We start from the raw sequence: 20,723 nt of genomic DNA, 5'->3' as shown, positions 1-20,723 counted from the left end.
TCGATCCTGGTGTCGGTTGGTGCCGGTTGATGCTGGTTGATGCCGGTTGGTGGCGGGGGTCAGTGGGGTCTCAGGGGGCCGGGGCGAGCAGGGTGGCCACGGGGTCGTCGGGGGCCGCGGTCATCCGGCGCAGGACGTCCGTGTACTGGTCGATCCAGCGGGCGATGGTGGCGCGGGAGAAGAGCTCGGCCGCGTAGACCACGCCGCCGGCCAGGCCGCCCTCACGCTCGGCGAAGATGAGGGACACCTCGTACTCCGTCGCGCGCGGCGCGGTGACCAGCGGGGAGAAGGTCAGGCCGTGGGAGGTCACCGCACCCAGGGGTGTGTTGACCAGGTTGATCATGATCTGCAGCGCCGGGGTGTCCCAGCGGCCCGACGGCGAGGCCTCGGCCATGGCCCGCACCACGGCGCCGAACGGCACGCCCTGGTGCGGATGTCCGGCCAGGATCATCTCCTTGACCTGGTCGATCAGCCCACGCACCGTCAGCTCCCCGTCGACGGTGGTGCGCAGCGCGGCCACGTTGGCGAAGTAGCCGAGCAGGCCCTCGACCTCGGTGCGCTGCCGGTTGGCGACCGGCGTGCCGACGACGATGTCCCGCTCGCCGGTCAGCCGGGCCAGCAGGATCGCCCACGCGGTGTGCAGCACCATGAAGAGCGTGGCCCCGCGCTCCCGGGCGAGCCGGCCCAGTGCCTCGGTCAGCTCCGCGTCGATGATGACGGGCAGCCCGTCGCCGGCGTGGTTGCGCACCGCCGGGCGGGGCAGGTCGGTGGGCAGGCCGAGCGTGCTGGGCGCCCCGGCCAGCCGGCGGGTCCAGTACGCGACGCCCTCCTCGGCGTCCTCGCCGGAGTAGCGCGCGCGCTGCCAGCGGGCGAAGTCACCGTACTGGACGGGGAGCGGGGCGGGCGCCACGGGGGCGGCGCCGGGGCTGTAGAAGGTGCCGAGCTCCCGCAGCAGCACCCCGCGGGACCAGCCGTCGTAGGCCATCCGGTGCGCGGCGACGAGCAGCAGGTGCTCCTCGTCGGACAGCCGCAGCAGGCTGCCGCGGATGACGGGTGCGCCGTCGGCGCCCAGCGGCCGGGTGCCGTCGGCGCCCAGCGGCCGCCGGGTCTCCTGGGAGACCAGCTCCTCCAGGACGCTCGCCGGGTCCACCGACTCCACCGCGTGGGCGACGCGCAGCGGGAACGCGCAGGGCTCGGCCACCACCGGCACGGGCGGGGCGCCGTCCTGCCCGCCCGGCAGGTACCGGGTCCGCAGCACCTCGTGGCGGGCCACGATCGCGTCCAGCGCCGCCTGCAGGGCGGGCAGGTCGAGCGGGCCGCGCAGGCCGATGCCCTGGCACATCCGCCACACCGGGTGGGTGGTGGCGCCCCGCATGCCGTTCCACAGGGACTGCTGGCTGAAGGCGGTCACCGCCGGCCCCTCGGGGTCGCGGCGCAGCTCGTCGCCGCCGCTGCTCACGGCCAGGCCCTTGCGGGCCCGCATGAGCCGGAGCAGGCGCTTGCGGTCGCCGTCCGGGTCGGCGCCGCGCGGCGCGGGTCGGGTGTCCTCGGTGGTGGTCATGCCCGCTCCTCGTCGTTCTCCAGCAGGGCCCGCACCTCGTCGTCGGTCAGGCCGCTGACCGAGGTGTAGATCCCGGCGGCCTCTTCCAGCGCCTCGCGCCCGCCGTGCAGGTCGGCGAGGATCTCGGCGACCCCGGCGACGTGCGCGGCGCTGAACAGGTCCTTCAGCGGCACCTTGACCTCGAACACGTCCTCCAGCCGGGCGGCGAGCCGGGAGGCGAGCAGCGAGTGGCCGCCCAGGTCGAAGAAGTCGTCGTACCGGCCGATCGGCTCGACGTCCAGCACCTCGGTGAAGGCGGCGGCGACCAGTTCCTCCGCCGCGCCCGCGGGTGCCTCGCCGGGCTCGCCCGAGTGCCCGGCGGGGTCGGGGGCGGGCAGCGCCTTGCGGTCCAGCTTGCCGTTGGGGGTCACCGGCATCGCGTCCAGCACGAGGATGCGGCCGGGCACCATGTAGCCGGGCAGCGCCGCCTCCAGGGCGGCGCGCAGCGCGTCGGTGAAGGCGCGCACGTCCTCGCCGGCTCCGGGCCGGCTGGTTCCGGCCTCGGGGACGACGTAGCCGACCAGCCGCAGGTCACCGGGGGATTCCTCGCGGGCGACGACGACGGCTTCGGCGACGGTCGGCTCCGCGGACAGCCGGGCCTCGATCTCGCCCAGCTCCACCCGGAAGCCGCGGATCTTGACCTGGTCGTCGGCGCGGCCCAGGAACTCCAGGACGCCTCCTCCCACCTCCGGCCGGGGGGACCCCGATGCGCGCCACCGGACCCGGTCGCCGGTGCGGTAGACGCGGGCCTCGGGCTCGCCGGCCCGGAACGGGTCGGGCAGGAAGCGCTCGGCGGTCAGCTCGGGCCGCCCGTGGTAGCCCAGGGCCACGCCCACCCCGCCGACGTACAGCTCGCCGGCGACGCCGGTGGGCACCGGGCGCTGGTGCGCGTCCAGGACGTACACCCGCTTGTTGGGGACGGGGGCGCCGATGGGCGGGCGCTCCCCGGTGTCCTCGCAGCGGTGCGCGGTGGCCCAGATGGTGGTCTCGGTGGGGCCGTAGAGGTTGAAGAAGCTGCGGCCCGGCGCCCAGCGGGCGACCAGTTCGGCCGGGCAGGTCTCCCCGGCGACGCAGATGGTGCGCAGCCGCGGGTAGTCCCCCTCGGGGAGGGCGGCCAGGGCACTGGGGGTGAGGGTCATCGCGGTGATGCCCTGCTGGGTGAGGACCTCGGCGAGCGGCCGGCCGGGCAGCAGGTCGTCGGCGGAGCCCAGGTGGAGGCTGCCGCCGCCGCGCCAGGCCATCACGATCTCGAAGACGGCCGCGTCGAAGCTGATCGAGGCGAGCTGGATCACCTTGGGCGCGTCCTCCAGGCCGAGCACCCGCCGCTGCGCCTCGGCGACGTTGCTGACGCCGTGGTGGCTGAGCAGGGTGCCCTTGGGGCGGCCGGTGGAGCCGGAGGTGTAGATGACGTAGGCGAGGCTGTCGGGGCCCGCGGTCCTGGGCGGCCGGCCGGTGGGCGCTCCGGCGAGCAGGCCGGGCTCGTCCACCCGGACGACGGTGCCGCACTCCTCGGGCAGCTGCCCGGCGTGGTCGCCGGTGGTCAGGGTGGCGGCCGGGCGGGCGTCCTGGAGCATGTAGCGCACGCGGTCGGCCGGGTAGGTGAGGTCGACCGGCAGGTAGGCCGCGCCGGCCTTGAGGACGGCGAGCAGCGCGGTGATCAGCTCGGGGCCGCGGGGCAGCGCGAGCGCGACGACCTGCCGCGGGCCCACGCCCTGGTCGCGCAGGTGGTGGGCGAGCCGGTTGGCCTCGGTGTCGAGCTCGGCGTAGGTCAGCGTGCGCTCGCCGTGCACCAGCGCGAGGGCGTCGGGGCGGCGGTCCGCCTGCTCCTCGAAGAGCTCGTGGAAGAGGCGCTCGCGCGGGTAGTCGGTCGGCTCCGGGTTGAAGGCCTCCAGCTGCCGGTGGCGCTCGGCGGCGCTGATCACCTCCAGGGCGAGCGCCTCGGTGCCGGGGGCGGAGGCGAGCGCGTCGGCGAGCGACTCCAGCACGGTGTGCAGGCCGTCGGCCACCTGGGCCGGGTCGATCCGCCGGTCGGTGAGGGCGGTCAGCTCGAAGGCGTCGCCCAGGTCGTCGACGCACAGGGTGAAGGGGTAGTTGGTGCGCTCCTGGCGGGACAGCGCGTCGACACCGTCGGTGGACCGGGTGGCGCCGACCGCGGCCTGCTGGTCCGCCCTGCTGTGGCGGTAGTTGAGGATCGCGGTGAACAGCGGGGCCGGGGCGGTCACGCCGCTGCACCGCTGGGCGAGGACGAGCGGGACCTGCTCGTAGCGCAGCAGCTCCACGACCTCGCGGTGGGTCAGGCGCACCAGCTCCTCGGCGCCGAGGCCGGCCAACCGCAGCCGGATCGGCAGGGTGTTGACGAACATGCCCAGCGCCCGGTCGGCGCCCTCGACGTCCTGCAGGCGCCCGAGCAGCACGGTGCCGAACGCGATGTCGTCGCGGCCGCTGGAACGGGCGACGAGCAGGCCCCAGGCGGCGTGGAAGAGCGAGGCGACGCTGACGCCGAGCCGCCCCGCGTGCTCGCGCAGCCGGCGGGCCAGCGGGCCGCCGACGGTGCGGCGGGCCTCGATGATGGCGCTGCCGTCGCCGTGGACGTCGGTGACGCCGTAGGGAGCGGTGGTCTCCGTCAGGTCGGCGAGGCGCTCGGTGAAGTACTCGACGGCGTCGGGCCGTTCGGCCTGGGCGAGCGCGTGGGCGACGAAGGAGCGGTAGGCGACGGGTTCGGGCAGCAGGTGGGCCTGGCCGCGGAGGTGGGCGAGCACCTCCTCGTGCAGGATGCGCTGCGAGGTGACGTCGTCCACCAGGTGGTGGATCTGCAGCAGGGCGTACCAGCGCCCGGAGGCGGGGTCGGGGTCGGGGGCGACCTGGGCGCGGATCAGCGGCGCGGTGCCGATGTCCATGTGCATCCGCCCGGCGCCCATCAGGGCCTCCAGCTGGGCCACCGGATCCTGCCCGGGATCGAGGGCGATCTCCTCCACCGGCAGCGGCGCGCCGCGGTGGACGACCTGCACCGGCTGCGGCAGGCCCTGCCACAGGACGGCGGTGCGCAGGCTGTCGTGGCGGTCGATGACCGACTGGAGCGCGCCGAGGAAGGCGTCGAGCCGGGCCCGGGAGTCCAGCACGGTGAGCGAGGCGAGGATGTACGCGTCGGCGCCGTCGTTGAGCCGGTGGTGGAAGAGCAGGCCCTCCTGGAGCGGCATCAGCGGGTAGACGTCCTGGATGTTGGCGGCGCCGCCGGGGACCGCCCGCTCGATCCGCTCGATCTGGGCGGCGTCGAGGTCGACGAGGGTCAGCATCTGCGGGGTGATCCCGGTGCAGTCGTCCGGGATGAGGTTCGGCGGGATCTCCGTGCGGGCCGTGAGCGGGGCGGTGGTGGTGTCGAGGGCGGCCGCGAGCGAGGCCGGGGTGGGGTGGTCGAAGACGGTCCGCACCTCGGTGGCGATGCCGTGCCGGCGAAGCCGCTCGACCAGCTGGACGATCATCAGGGAGTGGCCGCCCAGGCCGAAGAAGTCGTCGTGGCGGCCGACGCGCTCCACCCGCAGCAGCTCGTGCCAGATGCCGGCGACGACCTCCTCGGTGCCGGGCAGCGGCGCCTCGTACTCCCGGGTGGACAGGGCGCCCAGGTCGGGGGCGGGCAGTGCCTTGCGGTCGAGCTTGCCGTTGGGGGTCAGCGGCAGCGCGTCGAGGACCACGAAGGCGGACGGCACCATGTACTCGGGCAGGGTGGTGGCGAGGTGGTCGCGCAGCTCCTGGGCGGTGGGGGGTTCGCCGGCGAGGCAGGTGAGGTAGGCGACCAGCCGCTTGTCGCCCGGCACGTCCTCGCGGGCCAGCACGACGGCCTCGCGGACCCCGGGGGCCTCGCGCAACTGGGCCTCGATCTCCGGGAGTTCGATCCGCAGGCCGCGGATCTTGACCTGGTGGTCGTTGCGGCCCAGGTACTCCACGGCGCCGTCGGCGTTCCAGCGGCCGAGGTCGCCGGTGCGGTAGAGGCGGGCCTGCGGGTCGTCGGCGAACGGGTCGGGCACGAAGCGCTCTTCGGTGAGCTCGGGGCGCCCCAGGTAGCCACGGGCGACGCCGACGCCGCCGATGTGGATCTCACCGGGCACGCCGAGGGGCACCGGCTGCATCCGCTCGTCGAGCAGGTGGACGCGGAGGTTGGCGATGGGCCGGCCGATTGGGGTGCGGCCGGGGTCGGCACCGGGTCGGCAGGTCCAGTGGGTGACGTCGATCGCGGCCTCGGTGGGCCCGTAGAGGTTGTGCAGGGCGGCCCGCGGCAGGCGCTCCAGGCAGCGGTCGCGCAGCGCGGCGGACAACTCCTCGCCGCTGCACACGATGTGGCGCAGGGTGTCGCAGCCGCGCTCGGCGCCGGCGTCGAGGAAGACGTCGAGCATGGACGGCACGAAGTGCAGCACGGTGACCCCGGAGCGCCGGATCTCCTCGGCCAGGTAGGCCGGGTCCTGGTGGCCCTGCGGGCGGGCGACGACCAGGCGGGCACCGGCGAGCAGCGGCCAGAAGAACTCCCACACCGAGACGTCGAAGCTGAACGGCGTCTTCTGCAGGACGCGGTCGGCGTCGGTCAGGCCGTAGGCGTCCTGCATCCAGCGCAGCCGGTTGACGACGGCGCGGTGCTCGTTCATCGCGCCCTTGGGGCGGCCGGTGGAGCCGGAGGTGTAGATGACGTAGGCGAGGTGACGGTCGGTCAGGCCGGTGTCCGCCGCCTGCGGGTTGTCGGCGGGGTGTTCGGCGATGAGGGGCCAGTCGGTGTCCAGCTCGACCACGTCGGCGGTGGTGTCGGTGATCTTCTCGCGCAGGTCGGCGGTGGTGAGGACGACGGAGGGGGCGCCGTCGTGGAGCATGAAGGCGAGTCGGTCGGCGGGGTATCCCGGGTCGAGCGGCAGGTAGGCGCCGCCGGCCTTGAGCACGCCGAGCAGGCCGACCACCATCTCCACGCCGCGCTCCACGCACAGCGCCACCAGCACGTCGGGGCCCACGCCGCGTTCGCGCAGGAAGTGGGCCAGTCGGTTGGCCCGCTCGTTCAGCTCTCCGTAGGACACCTCGCTGCCTTCGAAGGAGAGGGCGACCGCGTCGGGGGCCGTCGCCGCCCGCTGCTCGAACAGCTCGTGCACCAGGCCGCCGGCCGGGTAGTCCACCCGGGTCGCGTTGAACCCCTCCACCACCAGCGCCCGCTCCGCGGCCGGCAGCACCGCCAGGGTGAGGGCGGGTTCGGTGGACCCGGTCTCCAGCGCGGTGACCAGGGAGGCGAGGGCGGTGTCGAGGAAGCCGATGACGCGGTGCGGTGCCACGGTCTGCTCGTCGGTCTGGGCGGTGAGCATGAAGTCCTCGCCGAGGTCGTCGACGAAGACCGCGAAGGGGTAGTTGGTGCGCTCCTGGATGGCCAGGAAGTGCACGCCGTACCGGTCGCTGCCGCCCTGGCTGGAGGCGCGCGGATCGAGCGAGCTGTGCCGGTAGTTGAGCATGGCGCTGTAGAGCGGGCCGCCCCCGGGCACGCCGCTGGCGCGCTGGGCGACGGCGGGCGAGACGTGCTCGTAGTCGAGCAGGTCGACGATCTCGCGGTGGGTCCGCTCGACCAGGGCGCGGGTGTCGGTCCCGGCCAGCCGCAGCCGCATCGGCAGCGTGTTGATGAACATGCCGAGCACCCGGTCGGCGCCCGCGGTGCCCTGGAGCCGTCCGGACAGCACGGTGCCGAAGACGACGTCGTCGCGGCCGCTGGTCCGGGCCACCACCAGCGCCCAGGCGGCGTGGAAGAGGGTGGCCGGGCTGACCCCGAGGCCGCGCGCGGCCAGCCGCACCCGCTCGGCGAGCCCGGGGTCGATGAACTGCTTGGCCTCGGCGATGCCGCTGCCGTCGCCGTGCACGTCACTCAGGCCGAAGGGCGTGGTGGGCTCCTCGACATCGGCCAGGCGCGCGCGGAAGAACTCCTCGGCGTCCTCGGCCTGGCCCTGCGCGACGGCCTTGGCGACGAACTCGCGGTAGGCGATGGGCTCGGGCAACTGCTCGGTGCGGTCGGCGAGGTGGGCCATCACCTCGGCGAGCATGATCTCCAGTGCCACGTGGTCGGTGGCCAGGTGGTGCAGCTCCAGGAGCAGGTACCAGTGGCCGGTGCCGGTGCCGGTCTCGGTGCCGGTGCCGGTGCCGGTCTCGGGCGCGGTGCGCAGCCGGATCAGCGGCGCGCGGCGCAGGTCCATCCGCAGCCGCTCGGGAGCCATCAGCTCCCGGAAGGCGTCCAGCGCCTCCCGGCCGGGCTCGACGGTGATCTCCTCCAGCTCCGGCGGCGCCTGGCGGTGCACCACCTGGACCGGCCGCGGCAGCTCCTCCCAGCGCACCGAGCTGCGCAGGCTGTCGTGGCGGGCGATCACCGCCCGCAGCGCGGCGACCAGGGCGTCGAGCCGGTCGCGGGAGTCCAGGCGCAGCAGCATCGGCAGCACGTAGGTGTCCTGCTCGGGGTTGAGCAGGTGGTGGAAGAGGATGCCCTCCTGCAGCGGGCCGAGCGGATAGACGTCCTGGACGTTGGCCGCGCCGCCGGGCACGCTCGCCACGATCCGCGCGAGCTGTTCGGCGTCCAGCTCGACCAGGGTGAGCAGCTCCGGCGTCAGCTCGGTGCAGTCGTCGGGGATGAGGTTGGGCGGTGCGCTGAACGCCTCGGCGGTGCTGCCGGCCAGGGTCTGGGCGAGGGCGGCCAGGGTCGGGGCCCAGAAGACGTCGCTGACCTGGCTGTGCACCCCGGCCTTCTGCAGCCGGGCGATCATCTGCACGACGAGCAGCGAGTGGCCGCCGAGCTCGAAGAAGTTGTCCAGCCGGCCGACGCGCTCGACGTGCAGCAGCTCCTGCCACACCTCGGCCAGGGTCTGCTCCAGCTCGCCCGAGGGCGCCTCGTAGCGGCGGGTGGAGTAGGCCTCCAGGCCGGGGGCGGGCAGCGCCTTGCGGTCGAGCTTGCCGTTGGGGGAGACGGGCAGGGCTGCCAGGGTGACGAACGCGGCGGGCACCATGTGCTCGGGCAGGGTGGCCGCGAGGTGGCGGCGCAGCTCCTCCACGCCCGCCTCGTCCGCGCCTTCGGTGCCGGTGCCCTGGCCGTCCTGGTCCCGGTCGGCACCGACGACGTAGGCGACGAGCCGCTTGTCGCCGGGCCGGTCCTCGCGCACCGTGACGGCGGCCTCCGCGACCCGCGGGTGCGCGGACAGCACGGCCTCGATCTCGCCGAGTTCGACCCGCAGGCCGCGGATCTTGACCTGGTCGTCGTTGCGGCCGAGGTAGTCGATGGAACCGTCGGGGTTCCAGCGGCCGAGGTCGCCGGTGCGGTAGAGGCGGGCCTCGGGGTCGTCGCGGAACGGGTCGGGCACGAAGCGCTCTTCGGTGAGCTCGGGGCGCCCCAGGTAGCCGCGGGCGACGCCGGCGCCGCCGATGTGGATCTCGCCGGGCACGCCGACCGGCACCGGCTCGCCCTCCGGATCGAGCAGCAGGATCGCCGAGTTGGCGATCGGGCGGCCGATCGGGGGCAGCGCGGGCCAGTCGCCCGGGTGCGGCGGCAGGGTGTGGGCGGTGACCACGTGGCTCTCGGTGGGGCCGTAGTGGTTGTGCAGGCGGCAGTCGGGGCGCCGCTCGAAGAACTCCCGCATGGCGGCGGTGATCCGCAGCTGCTCGCCGGCGGTGATGACGTCCCGCAGGTCCGGCAGGTCGGCGCCGGACGCGACCGCGTGGTCCACCAGGCTCTGCAGCGCGACGTACGGCATGAAGAGGCGCTCGACCCGGTGCTCGGCCAGGAAGGCGGTGAGGGCGGCGGGGTCGCGCCGGGTGTCCTCGTCGACCAGGACCAGCTCGCCGCCGGCCGTCAGGGTGGCGAAGGTCTCCTGGAAGGCCACGTCGAAGCCGAGCGCGGCGAACTGGAGGGTGCGCCGGGGGGACGGCCACCGCTCCTCGTCCAGGTGCCAGCGCAGCAGGTTGACCAGCGGCCGGTGGGGCATGGCGGTGCCCTTGGGGCGGCCGGTGGAGCCGGAGGTGTAGATGACGTAGGCGAGGTGACGGTCGGTCAGGCCGGTGTCCGCCGCCTGTGGGTCGGTGGTGGGGTGTTCGGCGATGAGGGGCCAGTCGGTGTCCAGCTCGACCACGTCGGCGGTGGTCTCGGCGATCTTCTCGCGCAGGTCGGCGGTGGTGAGGACGACGGAGGGGGCGCCGTCGTGGAGCATGAAGGCGAGTCGGTCGGCGGGGTATCCCGGGTCGAGCGGCAGGTAGGCACCGCCGGCCTTGAGCACGCCGAGCAGGCCGACGACCATGTCCACGCCGCGCTCCACGCACAGGGCCACCAGCACGTCGGGGCCCACGCCGCGTTCGCGCAGGAAGTGGGCGAGGCGGTTGGCCCGCTCGTTCAGCTCCCGGTAGGAGGTCTCGGTGCCGTCGAAGGAGAGGGCGACCGCGTCGGGGGCTGTCGCGGCCCGCTGCTCGAACAGCTCGTGCACCAGGCCGCCGGTCGGGTACTCCACCCGGGTCGCGTTGAACCCCTCCACCACCAGCGCCCGCTCCGCGGCCGGCAGCACCGGGTAGGCGGCCCAGCGGGCGTCGGGCTCGGTGAGGGCGGCGTCCAGGAGCGCGGTGTAGTGGTCGGTCATCCGGCTGACCGCCGCCTCGTCGAACAGCCCGGCGTCGTACTTCAGGTGCAGCTGGAAGCCGCCGGGGCGCTCGTGGACCTCCAGGGCGAGTTCGTACTCGCCCTCCTGGCGCACCGCGTCGTAGGGGGCGACCCGCAGGCCGCCGGGGTCGAGGTCGCGCAGGCTGCCGAGGTCGACGACGCTCGCGTTGAGGTACTCGAAGGCGACCTGGAAGACGGGGGTGCGGGACTGCAGGCGGGACACGCCGAGGTCGCGGACGACCCGGGGGAAGGGGTAGTGCGCGTGGTCCAGGCCGTCGGCGACGGTGAGCCGCAGGTCCTCCAGCAGGGCGGCGAAGCTGGAGTCGCGGTCCATACCGGTCCGCAGCGCGATCATGTTGACGAAGTAGCCGATGACGCCGTCGAACCGCTCCTGCGGGCGCCCGCCGATGGGCATGCCCACGATGAGGTCGCTCTCGCCGGTGTACCGGTGCAGCAGCACGTCGTAGACGGCGAGCAGCACGACGGCGGGCGTGACCCGGCGTTCCCTGGCCAGCTCCACGACGCGCCGGCCCAGCTCGGGCGGCAGGTCGCGGACCAGCCTGCGGCCGTCGATGGCGGCACTGACGCTGCGCGGCGCGCTGGTGGGCAGTTCGAGCACGGGCAGCGGCGGGGCCAGCCGGCGCAGCCAGTAGTCCCGGTGCTCCACGCCGAGCGAGCCGTCGAGCATCTCCCGCTCCCAGTCGACGAATTCGCGGTAGGCGCTGCTCTGGGCCGCGGTGACCAGGCGTTCGCCGCGGGTGAGCCGGTCGTAGGCGTCGAAGAGGGTGCGCAGCAGGAGCGGGACGGAGGTGCCGTCGAAGGCGATGTGGTGGGCGACGACCAGCACGACGTGCTCGCTCGCGGACCTGGCGAACAGGTGGACCCGCAGCGGCAGGGTCGCGGCGAGGTCGAAGGGCTCCTTGGCCCGCTGCCGGACCCGCTCGCGCAGTTCCCCCTCGCTCCAGTCGCTGGCGTCCGCGTACTCGAACCGCAGGGTGCGCTCGCGGTCGACCTGCTGCCGCCCCTCGCCGTCCACGTCGATGGTGACGGTGGCGAGCGCCGGGTGCTGGTAGGGCAGGAACTCGCAGGCACCCCGCCACCGGGCGACGTCGAGGTCACCGGTGAGGGCGAAGCAGAGCGGCACGTTGTAGCCGGTGCCGTCCGGGCTCAGGCGCTGCAGCAGCCACAGGCCGTCCTGGCCTTGGGACAGCGGGCTCAAGGTGGCCTCGCGCTGGTACCGCAGGACCTCGCGGCGCAGTTCGCCGGCGGAGACCCCACCGTCCCGGAACGCGAGCAGAATCTCGTCGATGGTCACAGGAACTCCCCACGGGCGATCAGCTTCTTGACGTCTTCCAGATGCAGTCGACCGCTGCGGAAGCGGTCGAGGTACTCGCTGGTCACCGGCTCCCCGTCGGAGGCGGGTTCCTCCCCGCCGGCGTCGGGGGCGGTCGGCTCGGCGGCAGCCGGCTCCGAGGCGGCGAGGGCGGCCGCGACCGGCGCGTACCGGGTGGCGACCAACTCGGCCAGGCCGCTGATGCTCTGGCACTCCAGCAGCTCACGCCCTGTGACGGTCACCTCGTACCGCTCGGCGAGCGTCTGCACCAGGCGGCGACCGGCGAGCGAGTCGAACCCGTAGTCCCGCAGGTCCCGGTCCGCTGCCAGGCCGGCGACCGGCAGGCGCAGCACCCCCGCCGCGAACTCGGCGATGTGCGTACGGATCTCGTCGATCCCGGCGGTACCGCCACCAATGGCGGGCGACGGGCCGGCGGAGGACGGGTCGGCGGGCGACGGTGCCTGCTCCGCTGCCAGGGTCGCGAGGGCGGCGGGTGCGGGCCGCCCGTCCGCGATCCAGTAGCGGTCCCGGCGGAACGGGTAGCGCGGCAGCGGGACCATCCGCGGGCGGCGGCCGGTGTGCAGCCGCTCCCACGGGACGTCCACGCCGTTGACCCACAGCTGGGCGATCCGGGCCAGGTTGTCCTCGTCCAGCAGTGCCGCGACGGCGGACTCCCCGGCGGTCCCGGCGAGCAGTCCGGCCAGCAGCCGGCCGTCGGCGGCGTCCGCCGTGAAGGTGGGCACACCGCCGAGCCGGGCGGTCTCGGGTGCCGCGCCCGAGTCGAGGTACGCCTTCAGGCCCTCGCGCAGTTCGGCGCGGCTGGAGACGACCAGCGCGAGGCGGCAGTCGAGCGGCTGGCGGCCGCGCTGCGTGGTGTGGGCGAGGTCCTCCAGCCGTTCGGCCGGGGCGTTGTCCAGGTGCTCGGCGAGCAGTTCGGCCACGGCGCCCAGGCGGTCGCGGTCGACCGCGGACAGCACGACGAGCTGCGGGCCCGCGGCCTCGTCGGCGGCCTCGACCGCGGCGATGCCCTCGTGCGGCTCGGCGCCGTACTCCTCCAGCACCAGGCTCGCGTACGAGCCGCCGGCGCCGAAGGCGTTGATCAGGGCGCGGCGCGGCCCGGTCCCCGCCGGTCCGGTCCCCTGCGGCGCGGGCCACGGCTCGCGCCGGGTCACCAGGCGCAGCGGACCGCGGTCGAAGCCCGGGTCCGGGGCCCCCTCGCCGACCAGGACGGTCGGGGCGAGTTCGCCGTGCCGCAGCTGGAGGACGACCTTGGCGAGCTGCGCCATGCCGGACACGGCCTCGCCGTGGCCGAGGTTGGACTTGACCGAGCCGACCGGCAGCCGGCGGCCGGGATCGGCCGGGTCGCCGAAAACCTGTCCGAGCGCGGCGAGTTCGACGGCGTCGCCCACCGCGGAGCCGGTCGCGGCGGCCTCCACGTAGCCGATGCCGGCGGGTTCGACACCCGCGGCCCGCAGCGTCCGGCGGATCAGCCGGGCCTCGGCGGCCGGGTCGGGCGTGGCGAAGCCGTTGGTGCGGCCGCTGTGGCCGGTCGCGGTGCCCTTGACGACCGCCAGCACCCGGTCGCCGTCGGCGAGCGCCCTCTCCAGCGGCTTGAGCAGGACCGCGCCGACACCCTCCGAGGGCAGGTAGCCGTCGCCGCCGCTGAAGCTGCGGGAGCTCGCGGAGGTGCCGATCATCTGCAACTGGCTCAGCCCGACGTACTTGTTCGGGTGCAGGGTCAGGTTGACCCCGCCGGCGACGGCGAGTTCGCAGTCGCCCGCGCGCAGGTCCCGTACCGCGAGGTGGATCGCGGTGAAGGCGGAGGAGCACATGGTGTCCACCGCCACGCTCGGGCCGCCCAGACCGAAGAAGTGGGAGACGCGGTTGGCGATGGAGCTGTAGGAGGAGATGGCGGCGACCGCCTCGCGGCCCGGGCCGGCGCCCAGGTCGCGGTAGTGCTGGTACATCGAGCCGACGTAGACGCCCACCTGGTTGCCGTGGCCCTCGCGCAGCCGGTCACGGGTGTGGCCCGCGTCCTCAAGGAGGTGCCAGACCGCCTGCAGGTAGAGCCGGATCTGCGGGTCCATCACCTGCGCGTCGCGCGGCGAGAGTTGGAAGAAGAGCGGGTCGAACTCGTCGACACCGTCGATGAATCCGCCCCACTTGGACGCGGTGCGGCCCGGCGTGCCGGGGGTCGGGTCGTAGTAGCCGTCATGGTCCCAGCGGGTGGCGGGCACCTCGGTGACGCAGTCGCGGCCGGAGCGGACGACCTCCCACAGCTCGTCCAGGTCGCGGGCGCCGGGGTAGCGGCCGGTCATCCCGATGATGGCGATGTCGGCGGAGGTGGCGGAGGCGGCGAGGTCGTCGGGGGCAGCGGGGGAGTCCGGCGCGGGCTCGTGCCTGCGCTGCCCCGCGCCGCGGCGCTCGGACCTGCCGTCGGTGGCGGCGCGGACCGGTGCTGTCGCGGGCACGGGGGCGGTAGCGGGAGCGGGGGCGGGCACGGCGGGTCGGGCCGCCGGTGTCGGGATGAGCTGCTCCAGCTCGGCGCGGTGCTCGGTGATGAGGTGGTCGGCGAGTTCGCGAATGGTGCGGTGCTGGAAGAGCAGCACCGCCGGCAGGTCGCTGAAGGAGGACCTGAGCGCGTCGAGGATCCGGATCGCGACGATCGAGTCGACGCCGTACCGGTCGAAGTCCTCGTCAGCCTCCAGGCGGGCGGCCGGCATCCGCAGCACCTGGGCGATGAGGCCCGTGAGGTACCGCTCGACGCGTTCGCGCAGGGCGGCCTCGCCGCGGCGCGGCGTGCCGGCGGTGCTGGTAGTGCGGGTGGTGCTGGCCGCGCCGGCGGTGCTGGGCGCGCTGACCAGCGCGCGCAGTCGGCCGGTGTCGCCGTAGAGGACCGTGACGTGCGGTGCGCCGGTCGCCAGGGCCCGGTACAGCGCGGTGAGGGCGGCGCCGGTGGGCAGCGGGGCGCTGCCCTGGGCACGCATCCGGTCCAGCACGGCCTCGTTGACGCGCATGCCGCCGTCGGCCCAGTACGGCCAGCTCACCGAGAGCGTGCGGCCTTGGCGCAGGCCGTCGCCGACCAGGCGGTCGCGGTGGGCGGCGTACCCGTCCTGGAAGCCGTTGGCCAGGGCGTAGTCACTCTGCCCGGCGTTGCCGAACACCCCGGCGACCGAGGAGTTGACCAGGAAGAGGTCCAGCGGCTGGTCGGCGGTGGCCTCGTCGAGGTGCACCGTGCCGTCCGCCTTCGGGGCGAGCACCCGCGCCCAGCCCTCGGGGGTCTTGTGCTCCAGCGGACCATCGCGCAGCACGCCGGCGCACTGGAGCACGCCGTTGAGCGGGCCGTGCAGGGCGGTGACGTCGGCCACCAGCTCGCGGACCGCTCCGGCGTCCGAGACGTCGACCGAGCGGAACTCCACGGTGGCGCCGGCGCGTTCGAGCTCCGCGAGGCGCTCGGCGCCCTCGGCGCTCGGCGCGCTGCGGCCGACCAGGACCAGGCGGGCACCGGCGGTGCGGTCCGCGATCTCCCGGGCGAGGATCAGGCCGAGCCCGCCCAGGCCGCCGACCACCAGGTAGTGGCCGCCGTCGCGCCACGGGTGCGCGGGGGCGTCGGCCGGCTCCTCGGGCTCCGCCTGTCCGGCGGTGAGCCACTGCCCCTCGCGGTACCGCAGCTCGCGGTCGCCGCCGATGAGCCGTGCGGCCAGCTCCTGGCGCGGGCAGTCGGCTTCGACGAGCACGACCTGCCCGCCGAGCAGCGGGTTCTCCTGCGCGGCGCTGCGCAGCAGGGCGGCGACGGCGGTGGCCGTGGCGGCCTCACCGGTCAGCACGTGCACCACGGTCCGCCCGGTGGACTCCCGGGCCGCCTCGCGCAGCACCTCCAGCAGCTGCCACCCGTACGCGCTGACGCGTGCGGCCGCGCCGCTCGGCGCCGGGTCCTCGAAGAGCCGGACGACGGCGCCGGGCAGCAGCTCCGCGGTGTCGGCGGCGAGCCGGGCGTGGGCGGGGTCGCAGACCAGGACGTGCGCCGCCGGGGCGGTGTCCCCGATGGCGGTGTCCCCGATGGCGGTGTCCTCGGTGGCGGTGTCCTCGGTGGCGGTCGCCGCCGGGGCGGGGCGCCAGCTGCGGACGAACAGCGCCGCGTCGTGGCGGAAGCCGGCCGCGGTGCCGCCATCGCCCGTGGCCGGGGCAGCCGGGCCCTCGGCGGCGGCCGCCGTGCGCCAGGCGGAGGCACCGGGGGCGACCGGGGAGGCCGCGCCGGTGTCCGCCGCCGTCCGCGTGGCGGGCGTGCGGATCCAGTACTTCTCGCGGGCGAAGGGGTAGCCGGGCAGGTTGACCCGGCGCGGGCGTGCCCCCTGCGGGTGCAGCCGCTGCCAGTCCACCTCGGCGCCGGTCACCCAGGCGGCGGCGAGCTCCGTCAGTTCACCCGCCGTCAGATGATCCATCGTCAGGCCGGTTCGCAGCAGGCCCTCCGGCAGCCGGTCGGGCACCGCGTCCCGTGCCACCCGGCCCGCGGGCAGGTCCTGCCGGGTGCCTGACAGCCAGCCGCGCAGGTGCTCGACCAGGTCGGGTCCGGACTGTGCGACGACCGCGAGGCGGTGGGTCATCGCGGTCCGTCCGACCTGGGAGGTGAACGCGATGTCCCGCACGTCGGTGGAGCCGGTCGCGACGGTGTCGGCGAGTGCTTCGGCCAGCTCGCGCAGGGCCTGGGCGGTGCGTGCGGAGATGATCACCAGGGCTGGGCCGTTTGTGTGTGTGGTGGGTGCTGTGGTGGGGCGGTGTTCCTGCACGATGACGTGTGCGTTGGAGCCGCCGGCTCCGAAGGAGGACACTCCCGCCGTTCGCGGGCCTTCGCCGGCGGGCCAGGGTGTCAGGTCTCGTTGGACGTGGAGTCGTCCCCAGGTGGTGACTTGGTCGTTGAGGGTGGTGGAGTGGAGGGAGGGTGTGAGGAGGCCTTCGCGGATTTGGAGGAGTGCTTTGGTGAGGCCGGCGATTCCGGCGGCGCCTTCGCAGTGGCCGATGTTGGATTTGACGGATCCCAGGGCGATGGTGGTGCCGGTGGTGCCCAGGGCGCGGTTGAGTCCGGCGATCTCGACGGGGTCGCCGAGGACGGTTCCGGTGCCGTGGGCTTCGATGCAGCCGATTTGTGCGCCGGTGATGCCGGCGCGTGTGAGTGCGGTGTCGATGACGGTGGCTTGGGCGCCGACGTTGGGGACGGTGTAGCCGGTGGAGCGGCCGCCGTGGCCCAGGGCGGTGCTTTTGATGATGCCGTGGATGTGGTCGCCGTCGGTGATGGCGGTTGCCAGTGGTTTGAGGAGGAGGGCGCCGACGCCTTCGCCGGGGACGTAGCCGTCGCCGCCTTCGCCGAAGCTGCCGCAGCGTCCGATGCTGGAGAGGAAGCGTCCTTGGGCGAGGCGGACGTATTTGTTGGGGTGGACGGAGACGTTGACGCCGCCGGCGAGCGCGACTGCGCACTCGCCGCGTTCCAGGCTCTGTACCGCGAGGTGCACGCTGGACAGGGAGGAGGAGCACATGGAGTCCACCGCGACGCTCGGTCCGCGGAAGTCGCAGAAGAACGACACCCGGTTGGCCACGCCCGCAGGCGTGCTGCCGGCCGGCGCGTAGCCGAGGTCGCCGCGGTTCTCCACGCCGTAGAGCTGGTAGTCCTGGTACATCACGCCGGCGAAGACGCCCACGTCGTGGCCGAGTCCGGCGGGGGTGTAGCCGGCGTCCTCGATCGTGTGGTAGGCGGTCTGCAGGAAGAGCCGTTCCTGCGGGTCCATCAACTCCGCCTCGCGCGGCGAGATGTTGAAGAAGAGGGGGTCGAACTCGTCGACTCCGTCGAGGAATCCGCCGACCCGGCCGTAGGTCCGCCCGGGGGTGCCCTTCGCCTCGTCGAAGTAGGCCTCGTGGTCCCAGCGGTCCGCCGGCACCTCGGTGACGCAGTCCCGGCCCGCCCGCAGGTTCTCCCAGAACTGCGCGACACCGCGGGCCCCGGGATAGCGTCCGCTCATCCCGATCACCGCCACCTCGAAGGGCCCCGGCAGACCCCCACCAGCAGGCACCGCCACGGCTGCGGCCACCGCGGGCACGGGGGCGGCGGCGGTCGCGGGCTCGGCGACGCCGGCCAGCTGGGCCACCCGCTCGGCGTGCTCCTCCAGGAAGTAGGCGGTCAGCTCGCGCACACTGCGGTGCTCGAAGAAGAGAGTCTTGGGCAGCGGCCCGAAGAGGTTCTCCAGCCGGCGCACCAGGCGGACGGCGAGGATCGAGTCGATGCCGTACCGGTCGAAGGGCGCGTCGGCCACGAGCCGGGCGGCGGGCACCTTGAGCACGTCCGACAGCAGCTCGGCGATGTGCCGCTCGGCGCGCTCGGCCAGGCCGGTCAGGCCGGTCAGGTCGGCGTGGTCGGCGTGGTCCGCGCTGTTGGCCGGGCCCGCCGCGAGGGCCGGCGCGGCCTCGGCGGCCTCGGCGACGGCGGCCGCGCCTGCCGTCCCCCCGGTGGCCCCGGTCCGCAGCTCACGGCTGGTCAGCCCGCGCAGCCGCGCGCAGACCCGGCCCTCGGTGTCGCAGACGTCCACGTCGATCTGGTCGATCTGGTCGATCTGGTCGGTCGGGCCCCCGGCCCGCTCGGCGGGTCGGGCCCAGGCGTAGACCTCGGCCGGCAGCGGGCGCAGGACGGTCGCCCGGTCGAGCGCGAACGGCACCCGCACGCCCTTCGGGCCGCCGGCGCCGAGGCCGGCGGCGGTCTGCAGGACACCGTCGAGCAGCCCGGGGTCGAGCCAGGCCCGCTCGGGTGCCCCGGCCGGGCCCGACAACCGGGCCACCACGTACGCGCCACCGGGTGCCACGGCGGCCCACTGGACGGTTCGGTGGGACGGTCCGTAGGCCAGGCCCTTCGCGGCGAGGTCGGCGTACCAGGCGTCGTGCTCGATGCGGCGCTCGGCGCCGGACAGCAGCGGGGCCAGGTCGAGGACCTCCTCGGGGCCGGCCTCCTCGGGCCGCAGCGCGCGGACGGTGCCCTGCGCGTAGGCCACGCGCTGCTCGCCGTCACCCGTGTACGTCTCGAAGCCGGCCTCGTCACCGGCCGTGCCGGTGGCGCGGACCGCGAGGTGGACGTCCAGCGGACCGGTCGGCACCAGCGGGCGCAACCAGACGACGCCCTCCAGGCGAACCGGGGTGGCGGCGGCCCGGCCGAGCGCCCGGAGCACGGCCGCGCGGGCCCACTCCAGGTGCAGGACGCCCGGCAGCACCTGGCGTCCGGCCACCACGTGGTCGGTGAGGAAGCGCTCGGTGCCGGTCAGGGCGCGGGAGTAGCGCGGCTGCCCGTCGTGGGAGGTGTCGTGCAGGGTCAGGGTGTCGTCGTTGCCCTGCCCGGGCCGGGCGGCCGCCACGGGCGCCGTTGGCCGTGCGGGTTCGCCGGCCGCGCGCCCGGACCAGTAGCGCTCGCGGGCGAACGGGTAGCCGGGCAGGCCGGTGCGGCGCGGGCGGCGTCCGGAGGCCCGCAGCTCCGACCAGGCGACGGCCGAACCGGTGACCCAGAGTTCGCCCAGGTGCAGCAGCTCGGCCGCGGACAGGCCGGGGCGGACCAGGCCGGCCGCGCGGTCGTCGCCGTCGGCGTCCAGGGTCACCTGGCCGGTGCGGACGGCGCCGGGCTCACCCGCGAGGTAGGCGTCGAGCCGCCGGCGGGCGTCGGCGAGGCCGTGGGCGACCAGGGCGAGCCGGTGCTCCATGGCGCGGCGGCCGACCTGGAGGGTGTGGGCGGCCTCGGCCAGCGCCGGGGCGGGGGCGTCCTGGCGGGCGAGGTGCTCGCTCAGCCGCCGGGCCTGGGTCCGCAGGGACTCCTCGGTGGCCGCGGACAGCACGAGCAGTTCGGCCTCGGCGCCGTCCGGCGTCCCGGCGGTGCGGGGCAGGTACTCCTCGATCACCAGGTGCGCGTTGGTGCCGCTGAAGCCGAAGGAGCTGATGCCGGCGCGGCGCGGGGTGCCCGGCTCGCTCGGCCAGGGCCGGTGCTCGGTGCTCACCGTGAACGGCGAGCCGGTGAAGTCGAAGTGCTCGTTGGGCGTCTCGAAGTGCAGCGTGGGGACCAGGGCCCGGTGGCGCAGCTGGAGGAGGATCTTGTGCACGCCGGCCACGCCCGCCGCGGCGGAGGTGTGGCCGATGTTGCTCTTCACCGCGCCGAGCGCGCAGGGGTCGCGGCGCTCACCCTGCTCGCCGAACGCGGTGGCCAGCGCCTCCAGTTCCACCGGGTCGCCGAGCTTGGTGCCGGTGCCGTGGAGTTCGACGTAGCCGATGCTCTCCGACGGGATGCCGAACCGCTGGTGCACCTCGCGGACCAGCTCCACCTGGCTGGTGAGGTTGGGCGCGGTGATGCCGTTGGTGCGGCCGTCCTGGTTGATGCCGGAGCCCAGGATGACGCCGTGGACGCGGTCACCGTCGGCCTCGGCGTCCGCGAGGCGCTTCAGGACGAGCGCGCCCACGCCCTCGCCGGGCACGAAGCCGTCGGCGCCGTTGTCCATGGCGCGGCAGCGGCCGCTGGGCGAGAGCATCCCGGCCTGGCTCATGTCGACGTAGACCTGCGGGGTCAGGTAGAGGGTCACTCCACCGACCAGGGCCAGGTCGACCTCGCCCGCGCGCAGCGCCTGGCAGGCGAGGTGGGCGGCGACGAGCGAGGAGGAGCAGGCGGTGTTGACGCTGATGGCGGGGCCGCGCAGGTTGAGGTGGTAGGCGAGGCGGGCGGCCGCGATGGCGGTGTTGGACCCGGTGGTCGCGCCGACCCGGTCCTCCTCGTCGCGGACCAGCCCGCCGTACTCGCTGCCCGACATCCCGAGGTAGATGCCGCAGCGGGCGCGGCGCAGCAGGTCGGGGCCGTACCCGGCGTCCTCGAAGGCGTGGTAGCCCTCTTCGAGGAAGAGCCGTTGCTGCGGGTCCATCGCCGCGGCCTCGGTGGGCGCGATGTCGAAGAAGAGCGGGTCGAAGGCGTCGATGTCGTCGAGCCTGCCGAGCCACTTGCTGACGGTCCGGCCCTCGGTGCCGGGCCGCGGGTCGTACCAGGCGGACACGTCCCAGCGGGAGGCGGGGACCTCCTCGACCGAGTCGCGGCCGGCGGCGAGGTTGCGCCAGAACTCCTCCAGGTCGGCGGCGTCCGGGTAGCGGCC

Annotated in this window: 3 protein-coding genes (1 of these 3 only partly in view); all 3 read right to left on the bottom strand. The window is 74.7% G+C overall.

Annotated elements, in window-relative coordinates; all coding sequences use genetic code 11:
• Positions 1 to 70: 70 nt before the first annotated feature.
• Tightly spaced (each overlapping or abutting the next), the 3 genes in view from OG455_RS00380 to OG455_RS00370 form a layout consistent with a single transcriptional unit that may run on beyond the window.
• Entirely contained in the window at positions 71 to 1,561 is a 1,491-nt protein-coding gene (locus OG455_RS00380; RefSeq protein WP_266288908.1) for a condensation domain-containing protein, read from the bottom strand.
• On the bottom strand, positions 1,558 to 11,553 hold the full coding sequence (locus OG455_RS00375) for a non-ribosomal peptide synthetase (protein WP_266288906.1): 9,996 nt from the start codon (positions 11,551 to 11,553) through the stop codon (positions 1,558 to 1,560). Before OG455_RS00375 ends, OG455_RS00380 begins: the two co-directional genes overlap by 4 nt.
• A protein-coding gene (locus tag OG455_RS00370; RefSeq protein ID WP_266288904.1) for an SDR family NAD(P)-dependent oxidoreductase crosses the window boundary here: on the bottom strand, positions 11,550 to 20,723 show its final stretch. The gene runs 12,384 nt beyond the window's last position; 9,174 of the gene's 21,558 nt are visible here — the last part of the coding sequence; the start codon falls outside the window, past its right edge; the stop codon is at positions 11,550 to 11,552. Before OG455_RS00370 ends, OG455_RS00375 begins: the two co-directional genes overlap by 4 nt.

Source organism: Kitasatospora sp. NBC_01287, assembly GCF_026340565.1.
Classification (GTDB): domain Bacteria; phylum Actinomycetota; class Actinomycetes; order Streptomycetales; family Streptomycetaceae; genus Kitasatospora.
Note: the sequence above shows the minus strand (reverse complement) of the source record. Positions and strands in the feature narration are given on the sequence as shown.

Bases quoted from the DNA above. Each gene is read 5' to 3' on its own strand.
- OG455_RS00380 (WP_266288908.1), bottom strand. From the start codon at position 1,561: ATGACCACCACCGAGGACACCCGACCCGCGCCGCGCGGCGCCGACCCG.